An 11,499-nucleotide genomic window follows, 5' to 3' on the forward strand; every position below is an offset into this window, starting at 1 on the left:
CATCTTACCCAGCGCCAGGCTGTGCTCGACAAGCGGGGCGAATCTTATAGAGCAGCCCGCTACCCGTCAACAGCAAATTTCGAAAAATTTCAGCGAGATAAAGGAGTTACAGGAAAACCGGGACTCGCCGCCTTTGCCGGACCGACTCACCATGCGAGAATGCGCGTCCTTTTTCAACCCATCCGATGGTTAGCCAAGCGTCATGACCGCACAATTGATCGACGGTAAAACGATCGCAGCCAATATCCGCCAGCAGATAGCCAAGCGGGTCACCGAGCGCCGCGAGCAGGGTCTGCGGGCACCTGGCCTGGCGGTGATCCTGGTCGGCACCGATCCGGCTTCGCAGGTATATGTGGCCCACAAGCGCAAGGACTGCGAAGAGGTCGGCTTCAAGTCCCAGGCCTACGACCTACCCGCCGACACCGCGCAGGATGCCCTGCTCGAACTGATCGACCAGCTCAACGAAGACGCGTCTGTAGACGGCATTCTCGTGCAGCTGCCGCTGCCCAAGCATCTGGACGCCTCCCTGCTGCTCGAGCGCATCCGCCCCGACAAGGACGTGGACGGCTTCCATCCCTATAACATTGGCCGACTCGCTCAGCGCATGCCGCTGCTGCGCCCCTGCACCCCCAAGGGCATCATGGCCCTGCTGCAGAGCACCGGAGTCGACCTTTATGGACTCGACGCCGTGGTGGTGGGTGCATCGAACATCGTGGGCAGGCCGATGGCACTCGAGCTGTTGCTGGCCGGCTGCACGACCACCGTTACTCACCGCTTCACCCGCGATCTGGCCGATCACGTTCGGCGCGCCGACCTGGTGGTGGTGGCCACCGGCATTACCGGTCTGGTCAAGGGCGAGTGGATCAAGCCTGGGGCGATCGTCATCGACGTCGGCATCAATCGGCAGGCCGATGGCAAGCTGGTCGGCGACGTGGAGTACGAGCCGGCGTCGCAGCGAGCCGGCTGGATCACGCCGGTGCCAGGCGGCGTCGGCCCGATGACCCGGGCCTGCCTGTTGGAAAACACCCTGCATGCGGCCGAGCATCTGCACGCCTGATGCCCGCCTGAAACAGGCATAAAAAACGGCACCCTCGGGTGCCGTTTTGCGTTACGGGTATCGAGCGATCAGCGCGGCGTCTGCCAGGATTTGATCAGCTCCCCATAGCTCACCGTCTGGCCTTGCGGCTTTTCGTTGGCCAGCTTGGGCTTCGGCGCGCCGGGCTGGCTCAGCCAGTACTCGGGGTCGCGCGGCTCGTTCATTTTGGGGCCGCACTTGGGTTGCACCTTGGCGCGCTCCAGCCGCGCCATCATGGTGTCCTGGGCTTCGGCGAGGCCATCGAGCGCCTCCTGGGGCGTCTTGTCCCCGCTGGCCGCCTCGGCGATGAACTGCCACCAGAGCTGCGCCAGGCGCGGATAATCCGGCACGTTGGTACCGGTCGGCGTCCACTGCACCCGTGCCGGGCTGCGATAGAACTCCACCAGGCCGCCCAGCTTCGGCGCCGCCTCGGTCATCGCCTGGGAGTTGATGTCCGACTCACGAATCGGCGTCAGCCCCACCAGGGTCTTCTTCAGCGATACGGTCTTGGACACGGTGAACTGCGCGTACAACCAGGCCGCCAGCCGGCGCTTCTCCGGCGTCGAGTCAAGGAAGGTCCATGCGCCGGCGTCCTGATAACCCAGCTTCATGCCCTCCTCCCAGTACGGCCCCTTCGGCGACGGCGCCATGCGCCACTTGGGCGTGCCGTCCTCGTTGACCACCGGCAACCCCGGCTTGGTCATGTCGGCCGTGAAGGCGGTGTACCAGAATATCTGTTGGGCGATGTTGCCCTGCGCAGGCACCGGACCGGACTCGGAAAAGGTCATGCCTTGCGCTTCACGCGGCGCGTACTCGCGCATCCAGTCGACGTATTTCTGGGTGGCGTAGACGGCCGCCGGACCGTTGGTCGCACCGCCGCGCGAAACGCTCGAGCCCACTGGATGACAGTCTTCGACGCGAATACCCCACTCGTCCACCGGCAGCCCGTTGGGCAGACCTTTGTCGCCGGCGCCCGCCATGGAGAACCAGGCATCGGTGAAACGCCAGCCCAGCGACGGGTCCTTCTTGCCGTAATCCATATGGCCATACACGCGCTGCCCGTCGATCTCCTTGACGTGCTTGCTGAAGAACTCGGCGATGTCCTCATAGGCCGACCAGTTGACCGGCACACCCAGCTCATAGCCGTAGCGCTCCTTGAACTGGGCCTTGAGTTCCGGCCGCTCGAACCAATCGGCGCGGAACCAGTAGAGGTTGGCGAACTGCTGGACCGGCAGCTGATACACCTTGCCGTCCGGCCCGGTGGTGAACGACAGGCCGATGAAATCCTGCAGGTCGAGGGTCGGCAGGGTGTAGTCCTTGGCCTCGTTCTCGATCATGTCGCTGATGGCGACGGCCTTGCCATAGCGAAAATGGGTGCCGATCAGGTCCGAATCGTTGATATAGCCGTCGTAGATGTTCTTGCCTGACTGCATCTGGGTCTGCAGTTTCTCAACCACATCGCCTTCCTGCATTAGGTCATGGCGCAGCCTGATGCCGGTGATCTCCTGAAAGGCGCGCGCCAGAGTCTTGGATTCGTACTCGTGGGTGGTGATGGTCTCCGACGCCACGTTGATATCCATGCCGCGGAAGGGTTCGGCCGCCTTGATGAACCAGCGCAACTCCTCCATCTGCTGCTCGGGCGTCAGCGTCGAGGGGTTGAACTCGGATTCGATCCATTTCTTGGCTGCCTCTTCATAGGCATCGGCCCAGGCCGAGCCTGCGGCGCCGGACAACGTCAGCAGGGCCGCCAGCGCCATGCCCTGTCGGGTGTTGTTTTTATTGTCGAACATAGACACCTCCATTGGGTTATTCGGAAGAGCGGCCTTGTGGCTCACCCCCAGCGCATCACCACAAACAACCAGACGACGGACAGCGCGGACGCTATCCAGATGCTCCAGTCGGTCAGCCCCACCAGCATCAGGTGCCAGTAGGCGCTGCCCAGTAATCCGATGAACAGCCGGTCGCCCCGGGTAGTGGTGATCGGCAGCCAGCCGCGGCGTGGCGCGCAGGGATGGCGTAGCTCCCATACCGTCATGGTCACCAGCGTCAGCCCTATCGCGCAGAAGAACAGCGCCGTGGGCAGGGTCCAGGCCATCCAGCTCATGTCGCCCTCCTATACCCGGCCAAGGGCGAAACCCTTGGCCACATGATTGCGAACGAACCAGATAACCAGCATCCCGGGTAGGATGGTGAGTACTCCCGCCGCCGCGAGCACGCCCCAGTCGATGCCAGAGGCCGATACGGTTCGGGTCATCACCGCGACGATGGGCTTGGCGTCGACCGACGTCAGGGTGCGGGCCAGCAGCAGCTCCACCCAGGAAAACATGAAGCAGAAGAACGCCGTCACGCCGATCCCCGAGCCGATCAAGGGGATGAAGAGCTTCACGAAGAACTTGGGAAAGCTGTAGCCGTCGAGGTAGGCCGTCTCGTCGATCTCCTTGGGCACGCCCGACATGAACCCTTCGAGAATCCACACCGCCAGCGGCACGTTGAACAGGCAATGCGCCAACGCCACGGCGATGTGGGTATCGAACAATCCGATGGAGGAATAGAGCTGGAAGAACGGCAGCAGGAACACCGCGGGCGGCGCCATGCGGTTGGTCAGCAGCCAGAAGAACAGGTGCTTGTCGCCGAGAAAGCGGAACCGCGAGAACGCGTACGCCGCCGGCAGCGCTACCACCAGCGAGATCACCGTGTTGAGGCAGACGTAGTACAGCGAATTGATGTAGCCGCTGTACCAGGACCGGTCGGTGAAGATCACCCGGTAGTTGTCCAGGGTGAAGTCCCGCGGCCAGAGCGTGAGCCCACCGAGTATCTCGGTGTTGCTCTTGAACGACATGTTCACCAGCCAGTAGATGGGCACCATCAGGAAGAGGATGTAGATCAGCAGCACGGCTCGCTTGCGCAGGCTCATCATCGGCTCCTCAGCGTGTCTGGTCGCTGTGCGTCATGGCCGTGTAGAACAGCCAGGACACCAGCAGGATGATGAGGAAATAGATCAGCGAGAACGCCGCCGCCGGCCCGAGATCGAACTGCCCGACCGCCATCTTGGTCAGCGTCTGGCTGAGGAAGGTGGTCGCGTTGCCAGGCCCGCCGCCGGTGAGCACGAAGGGCTCGGTGTAGATCATGAAGCTGTCCATGAAGCGCAGCATCACGGCGATCAGCAGCACGCTCTTGAGCTTGGGCAGCTGGATGTGGCGAAACACCGCCCAGGCCGAAGCGCGATCGATACGCGCCGCCTGGTAATACACGTCCGGGATCGCGCGAAGCCCCGAATAGCAAAGCAGCGCCACCAGCGAGGTCCAGTGCCAGACGTCCATCACCAGCACCGTCACCCAGGCATCACGGGTGTTGGAAGCATAGTTGTAACTGATCCCCAGCGCGTTCAGCGCATAGCCGAGCAGGCCGATGTCGGCACGGCCGAAAATTTGCCAGATGGTCCCCACCACGTTCCACGGAATGAGCAAGGGAATGGCCATCACGATCAGGCACAACGAGGCCCAGCGCCCGCGGGTCGGCATGGTCAGCGCGACGGCGATGCCCAGCGGAATCTGGATCAGCAGCACGCAGCCGGAAAAGATGAACTGGCGCAGCAGCGAGTCGTGCAGACGCGGATCGCGCAGCACCTGGCGGTACCAGTCCGCACCGACCAGAAAGCGCGTCGAGGAATCGAAAATATCCTGCACCGAATAATTGACCACCGTCATCATCGGCAGGATGGCGCTGAAGGCCACCAGTGCGAACACCGGTAGCACCAGCCACCAAGCGCGGTTGTTGGGCGTCCGGTTCATGACTGCGCCTCCACCAGCAGGTCATCGGCATAGAGCATCAGCCACTGCGCCGGGAAGGACACCCAAACGACGTCGCGCGCCAGGGTCTGCTCCTCCGGCAGACGGGCCTTGAGCAGATGCCCCTGCAGGCGAAAACTCAGAATCTTGTAGGTGCCCAGGTCTTCGAGACGCACCGCCTCGGCCTGCATCGCGCCGGCGCAAGGCTCGTCGGCGACATGGACGAACTCTGGGCGAATACCGATCTGCAGGCGCTTGCCTACAAGCGCCGGAAGCTGCCGACGCAGCCCCTCGGGCAGCGGCAGATGCTGTTCACCGAAGCCGACGCCGCCCTGCTCGGCCTTGACCTCGATCAGATTCATCCCAGGGCTGCCGACGAAAAAACCGACGAAGGTGTGGCGAGGCCGCTCGAACAGCTCGCGCGGCGTGCCGAACTGGACGATCTGCCCGCCGTGCATCACCGCGATCTTGTCGGCGAACGTCGAGGCCTCCAGCTGATCGTGGGTGACGTAGATCATGGTGATGTTGAACTGCTCGTGGATCTGCTTGAGCTTGCGCCGCAGCTTCCACTTCAGGTGCGGGTCTATCACCGTCAGCGGTTCGTCGAAGAGAATTGCGGAAACGTCGTCACGCACGAGGCCGCGCCCCATCGAGACTTTTTGCTTCTCATCCGCCGTCAGGTTTCGCGCCTTCCTGCTCAGCACCCGCTGCAGGTCGAGCACCTCGGCGACCTCGTTCACCTTGCTCGTCACCCGCGTTTCGGCCAGGCCCTGATTGCGCAGCGGGAACGCCAGGTTGTCGAACACCGTCATGGTGTCGTACACCACCGGAAACTGGAAAACCTGGGCGATGTTGCGCTGCTCCGGCGTCAGCCGGTTCACCTCGCGGGAGTCGAATAGCACCTTGCCTTCGGACGGACTGAGCAATCCGGAGATGATGTTGAGCAAGGTCGACTTGCCGCAGCCGGACGGCCCCAGCAGGGCGTAGGCGCCGCCCTGCTCCCAGACATGGTCCATCTCGCGGATCGCATAGTCCTGCGGCCCGACCGGGCGTTCGGCGTAGCTGTGGGCCAGGTTCTGCAAACGGATTTCAGCCATGGCCAGCTCCTAGGCACGCCGCGCCGGCGCCTGGGCCAGGCGGCCCTGCGCATCGAACACGAACAGCTTGTGGGTGGGGATGTAGACGCGGATCGGAGAGTCCACCGGGTAGTCGTGCACGCCCTGCAGATGCAGGACCAGGCCGAAGTGGTCGTTGCGCACGTGGAGGAAGGTTTCCGAGCCGCTGATTTCGGCCAGCTCGACGCTACCCGACACCTCAAGATCATCGTCGTTCGAAGGCACCAGGCCGATGTGGCTCGGCCTTACGCCGAAGCGGTAATCGCCCTCGCCGAGGGTTCGCAGGTCGGCATTCAGGGGAAAATGCAGGCAATCCATGAAGCTCACCTCGGCGGCGGCGATGCGTCCGGCCAACAGGTTGATCGGCGGCTCGGAGAACAGCTCGGCCGCGAGCATCTGGTTGGGCCGGTGGTAGACGTCGGCGGTCGGCCCGCTCTGCAGCACCCGCCCTTCGTGCAGGACGGTGGCGGTTCCACCCAATGCCAGCGCCTCGTTGGGCTCAGTGGTGGCGTATACCGCGATGCTGCGGCGGGTACGGAACAGCTCGCGCATCTCCTGGCGCAGCTCCTCGCGCAGCTTGTAGTCGAGGTTGACCAGAGGCTCGTCGAATAGAACCAGCTCGGCATCCTTGACCAGCGCACGTGCCATCGCCGTACGCTGCTGCTGCCCGCCGGAGAGCTCCAGCGGATGCCGCTCCAGATACGCCTCGATGTGCAGCATCTCGGCGGTTTCACGGACCCTGCGCTCGACTTCGGACCGGCCTACGCCAGCCTGGCGCAACGGCGAGGCGATGTTCTCGAAGACACTCAAGGTCGGGTAGTTGATGAACTGCTGATAGACCATCGACACGTTGCGCTTGCGCACCGGCACGCCGGTCACGTCCACGCCATTGATCAGGATTCGCCCGCGGGTCGGCTTGTCCAGCCCGGCCATCAGGCGCATCAGCGAGGTCTTGCCGGACAGCGTGCGGCCAATCAGCACGTTGAAGGATCCGGGCTCGAAATGCAGGCTCGCCTCATCGATGTGAAGCTGGCCGTCCACCGCTCTGGAGACATGATCCAGGGTGAGTGACATGACGCATCCTTATGGTTGTCATGCCGACCTCCATAGCGATAACCATGCCACGACCCCACGGCCGCGTCTGCACGGCGCTTTTCCTCCGCCAGGCAAGGTTTGCCGCTGTTCAAATGAACATTTTCGAACATTGACAGTGAACAGATCTGAACAAGACTGTTCAGTTAGCTCCCTTCGAGCCTCACCCAGAACAACAAGAACGCGCAACGCGCAAGGCACAGCCATGGTCCAGAGCGCCAAGGTCGCATCCCATCACGCCATGATCAGAGAATCCTGGGTGCGGTGCGAAGAATACGGTCTCACCCACCGCAGCCATCCGGTCTTCGGTCGATCCGCTGCCGACGAGGTCAGTCTCCTGCTCGAGCGGCGACAACGCCTGGTGCACACCACCCAGCGCGAGGTGCTGCCCTATTACGACAACATCCTCTCCAACACCCGTTGCCTGATCCTGCTGGCCGATGACCAGGGTCGGCTTCTGCAGTCCTGGGGTGACCGACGCTTCGTCGAACCGACGCAGCAGGCCGGGTTCGCCAGCGGCGCCAGCTGGGTCGAGCGCACCACCGGCACCAACGCGATCGGCACGGCGCTGTTCAGCGGCCAGGCGGTACACATACAGCGCGACGAGCATTTCCTCGAGGCCAACCGCTATCTCACCGGCGCGGCGGCGCCGATTTTCGATGCCGAGCGGCGTCTAGTCGGCGTGCTCGATGTATCCAGCGACAGTTACCTGCCGCCCTCCCACACCCTCGGCATGGTCAAGGTGATGAGCCAGTCGGTGGAGAACCGCCTGCTGCTCAACCTGTTCCATGACGATTATTTCCAGCTGACCTTCAACACCGGGCAGGACAGCATCGACAGCCAATGGGCCGGCCTGCTGATCTTCGACGATACGGGTGAAGTGGTCTGCGCCAACCGGCGGGCCGACAGCCTGCTGGGCATGCCGCTGGCGCGGATGCGCATCGAGTCGCTGTTCGACCTGCCGCTGCGCCAGCTGCTGGATCATCCCGAGAATCGCCCGCTGGTACTGAACGCGACCGGTCGGCATCGCTTCCATGGTCGAATTCGCCGGCCGCTGCGGCCAAGGTCCCACGCCCAGCCCTGTGCGCACCGGCAAGCATCCCCTGCCATCGAGCTGGGCGACCCCCACGTGCACAAGATGGTGAGCCAGGCCCAGCGCCTGCTGGAGAAGGACATTCCGATCCTCATTCACGGCGAAACCGGCGTCGGCAAGGAAGTGCTGGTCAAGGCCCTGCATCGCCAGAGCACCCGGGCCGATGCGCCACTGGTGGCCGTGAACTGCGCGGCGATACCGGCCGAGCTGATCGAGGCCGAGCTGTTCGGCTATGAAAAAGGCGCCTTTACCGGCGCCAGTCACAAGGGCAGCGTCGGACTGATCCGCAAGGCCAACGGAGGCATCCTGTTTCTCGACGAGATCGGCGACATGCCGTTAGGGCTTCAAGCACGGCTGTTACGCGCGCTGCAGGAACGCCGTGTGCAGCCGCTCGGCGGCGGCGAGCCCTGCGCGGCGGATTTTCGGCTGATCTGCGCCACCCATCGATCGCTACGCGAGGAGGTCCACGCTGGGCGCTTCAGGCAGGACCTGTACTACCGCATCAGCGGGCTGAACCTGACACTGCCGCCGCTACGCGAACGCAACGACCGCCGGGCGCTGTTTCAGCAGCTGTGGGCGCAGCACCGCGAGCCGTATCAGACGCAGGGCATGAGTCAGGAGGTGCTGGACCTCTTCGCGCGGCATCCCTGGCCGGGCAATCTGCGTCAGGCCAGCAGCGTGATTCAGGTCGCGCTGGCGCTCGCCGAGGAGCAGCCGATAGGCCTCGAGCATCTGCCGGAAGACTTCTTCGCCGACCTCGGCGCCTCGACGTGCGAGCGCCCACCCCTGGCCGCCCTCTCCGAAGTGGTGCCGTTCCGATCGCTCGACGGCAGGGCCTTAAGCGAACAGCTCGCTGCGTGCGGCGGCAACGTCTCGAACCTCGCGCGGCGCCTGGGCATCAGCCGCAACACGCTCTACAAGCGCCTGCGCGCCGAAGGGCTCTACGCGTCGATCGACTCTGCCTAGCCGTTTGACGCGCCGCTGCCATGCGACTGACGCTGAGCGAGCAGCGCGGTGGCGCCCTGGGGCTTGCGGGCGAACCAGAGCACCCGGCTCACGCCCCTCGTGATCGCGACGTAGGCCAGTCGCAGCGATTCATCGGCCATCGCCTGGTCATAGCTGCTGCGAAAGAAACCGCACCGGGCATACAGCGCATTGCGCAGCGGATGCGTGGCGCCCGGCAGGCAGTCGTCGACGATGATCGCCACTTCGGCCTGCAGCCCCTTGGCCCGGTGAATCGTCATCGCCTTCACCGGTAACCCGGCGCCCAACTGTGCCTGAATCTGCTTGAGGGGCTCGTTTCGGCGGCTGAGCAGCAGGACCGCCGTCCGTTCGCGCCCGCCGCGAGCGGCGGCATGCCGACACTGCTTCGCGATCTCCTGCAGCAACCCCTGCAAGCCCGTGCGGATATCGAACGGCGTGACCAGCAGAACGCCGTGGTCGCCGTCCTGCAGCGGCCGAACCGCTTCGCTCTGCTTGGGCTGCTTGCAGGCAACGGCCGAGAGCACCGCCTCCCCGTCGCGAATGATCGGCTCGATGGAGCGGTAGTTGGTACCCAGCACCAACTGCGCGCTGCGAGCCTTGCCCTTGACCGGGAAATGCCGGTCGAAATCAATGAACAGCTCCGGCGAACTGCCCCGCCAGCCGTAGATAGATTGCCAGTCATCCCCGATGGCCATCAGGCTGACCGCCCGCCGTTCGCCGTCCAGACGCCGGTGCAACGCCTGCAGCCACTGCACGATCTGTGGGGAGATATCCTGGAATTCGTCGATCAAGAGATGCCCGAACGGCTCGAGCAGCTCGGCGGGAATCGGCTCGTTGCCGGCAAGCCGCGCAGTCAGTTGGGCAAAGGCGTCATCGTAGGTCATCAGGGAGCGGGCTCGCAGCGCGGCCTGGAAATGTTCCCAGAACAGCACCAGCGCCTCACAGAACATCCGCTCGCGGGCGCTGCAGGCCAGCGCCTGCGGCTCCAGGCTGTCGATGCGCAGGCCGATGCTCTGCATGAATGCGGCCTGCTGGAAGAAGGCTTCGTGCAGCGGAGTCGGTTTCAGCTCGCCTTCGAGCCTGAAGGGCGTCGTCGGCGCGTTGGGCAGCGGCTCGCTTTCGGCTGGCGGTGGCGAACCGAGCAGCTCGTGCACGTGGCCGCGAAAGCGTGCATCGGTGGCATACGCGGTGTCGTACGCCTGTTGCAGGACCTGCCGCTGCGCAGCGCCAAGCCTGCCACCCGCAAGGGGGTTGTCCAGCTCCCTGGCTCCGGCCGCTGCACCCTCGCCCAGCTGCTCGAACCAGGCGGGGTTACCCAGCAGGGCCTTGGCCATCACCCCCATCGCCGAGTGAAAGGTGCGCACACACTGGCGCGCCTGCGCCGGGTCGAACGGATGCTGCCAGAACGCGAGTACCCTGATCAGCTGCTCGCGCAACTCCGCGCAGGAGGCATTGGTGAAGGAGATCACCGTGATGCGCCCGGGCTCGATACCCAGGTGGCAGAGCATGAACACCAGGCGCAGCACCAGTGTCGTCGACTTGCCCGATCCGGCACCGGCGAAGATGCGGGTCAGCGGCTGATCGCTCAGGATCATTGCCCACTGCGCCGGGGACGGTTCGCTGACCACACCGGCGCGCGCCGCGGCAGCGACCTGGGTCCGCATCGCCCGGATCCGAGCCTCCGTCACCGGCATCGCCGTCGCGCTGTAGATGCCCCGCGTGCGGGTGGTCTTCGGTTTGGCGGCGGTTGCCTTACGCTTTCCGGCCCCCTCGCTGGTAGTCGGTTTGCCCTTGGCTGATGCCTTGCGCGGCTGCGTCGCGGCCTTGCGCCGCTTGGGTTTCGCCGCGTAGGCAGCGGCGTCGCGCTCGGCCCGCAAGTAGGCGGTGGTACGAGGGAAATAGCGCTCGAGCGCCTTGGCGAGGATCTGCGTATAGCGCTGTACAGCGGAGGGCATCAGAAACGGTCCAACCGGAAGTGAGGTAGCCGAAGGCAAGTCGGCTCGTTCTGGATCAGTCGTCGCGGGTCAGCACTTCAAGCAACTCGATCTCGAAGATCAGGTTGGAGTGCGGCTTGATGTGTTCGCCCACCTGCCGCTCGCCGTAGGCCAGCGACGCCGGCACGAACAGCCTGCGCTTGCCGCCGACGCGCATCCCCATCAGCCCCTGGTCCCAGCCCTTTATGACCCGGCCGGTACCGATCACGCATTGAAACGGCTTGCCGCGTACGTGGGAAGAATCGAACCGCGTGCCGTCCTCCAGCGTGCCATCGTAGTGCGTGGTGATCAGGGCACCCTTGACCACTTCCTTGCCGTCGCCCACCACCAGATCTTCAACCTGCAACTGCGTGCTCAT

General features: G+C 64.3%; 10 protein-coding genes. 2 read left to right on the forward strand and 8 right to left on the reverse strand.

Translation table 11 applies throughout. The annotated features are described in order from the left end of the window. The first annotated feature begins 202 nt into the window (after positions 1–202). Complete coding sequence (folD, locus tag G7026_RS17075; protein WP_181072117.1) at positions 203–1,057, forward strand: bifunctional methylenetetrahydrofolate dehydrogenase/methenyltetrahydrofolate cyclohydrolase FolD; 855 nt, start codon at positions 203–205, stop codon at positions 1,055–1,057. 68 nt (positions 1,058–1,125) lie between these two features. Here folD and G7026_RS17080 read toward each other — a convergent pair whose 3' ends face one another. The 6 genes from G7026_RS17080 to G7026_RS17105 are packed head-to-tail and all read right to left on the reverse strand — an operon-like array spanning position 1,126 to position 7,052. After that, positions 1,126–2,865: an ABC transporter substrate-binding protein gene (locus G7026_RS17080; protein ID WP_181072118.1), complete on the reverse strand. Its 1,740-nt coding sequence runs from the start codon at positions 2,863–2,865 to the stop codon at positions 1,126–1,128. Positions 2,866–2,906: 41 nt separating this feature from the next. Next, the gene (locus tag G7026_RS17085; RefSeq protein WP_181072119.1) at positions 2,907–3,179 is read right to left on the reverse strand and encodes a DUF2160 domain-containing protein; all 273 of its coding nucleotides are present in this window, start codon (positions 3,177–3,179) and stop codon (positions 2,907–2,909) included. A gap of 9 nt (positions 3,180–3,188) precedes the next feature. Further along, complete coding sequence (locus tag G7026_RS17090; RefSeq protein ID WP_181072120.1) at positions 3,189–3,989, reverse strand: carbohydrate ABC transporter permease; 801 nt, start codon at positions 3,987–3,989, stop codon at positions 3,189–3,191. 10 nt (positions 3,990–3,999) lie between these two features. Further along, positions 4,000–4,866 (reverse strand): carbohydrate ABC transporter permease, encoded by an 867-nt coding sequence (locus tag G7026_RS17095; protein WP_181072121.1) that lies wholly within the window; start codon positions 4,864–4,866, stop codon positions 4,000–4,002. Then, positions 4,863–5,960 carry an ABC transporter ATP-binding protein gene (locus tag G7026_RS17100; RefSeq protein WP_181072122.1) on the reverse strand — a complete coding sequence of 366 codons (1,098 nt, stop codon included), beginning with the start codon at positions 5,958–5,960 and terminating at the stop codon, positions 4,863–4,865. Before G7026_RS17100 ends, G7026_RS17095 begins: the two co-directional genes overlap by 4 nt. Positions 5,961–5,969: 9 nt before the next feature. Next, positions 5,970–7,052: an ABC transporter ATP-binding protein gene (locus G7026_RS17105; RefSeq protein ID WP_181072123.1), complete on the reverse strand. Its 1,083-nt coding sequence runs from the start codon at positions 7,050–7,052 to the stop codon at positions 5,970–5,972. A gap of 223 nt (positions 7,053–7,275) precedes the next feature. On the opposite strand from G7026_RS17105, the gene G7026_RS17110 reads away from it, so the two are divergent. Beyond that, the gene (locus G7026_RS17110) at positions 7,276–9,129 is read left to right on the forward strand and encodes a sigma-54-dependent Fis family transcriptional regulator (RefSeq protein ID WP_181072124.1); all 1,854 of its coding nucleotides are present in this window, start codon (positions 7,276–7,278) and stop codon (positions 9,127–9,129) included. On the opposite strand, the gene G7026_RS17115 is transcribed toward G7026_RS17110, so the two are convergent. Together G7026_RS17115 and G7026_RS17120 are read right to left on the reverse strand one after the other, a co-directional pair. Then, positions 9,126–11,102 (reverse strand): DEAD/DEAH box helicase, encoded by a 1,977-nt coding sequence (locus G7026_RS17115; protein ID WP_181072125.1) that lies wholly within the window; start codon positions 11,100–11,102, stop codon positions 9,126–9,128. The genes G7026_RS17110 and G7026_RS17115 overlap by 4 nt on opposite strands. Positions 11,103–11,157: 55 nt before the next feature. Then, on the reverse strand, positions 11,158–11,499 hold the full coding sequence (locus tag G7026_RS17120) for an FKBP-type peptidyl-prolyl cis-trans isomerase (protein ID WP_181072126.1): 342 nt from the start codon (positions 11,497–11,499) through the stop codon (positions 11,158–11,160).

Origin of the sequence: Stutzerimonas azotifigens (assembly GCF_013522725.1) — a bacterium.
Lineage (GTDB): Bacteria > Pseudomonadota > Gammaproteobacteria > Pseudomonadales > Pseudomonadaceae > Stutzerimonas > Stutzerimonas azotifigens_A.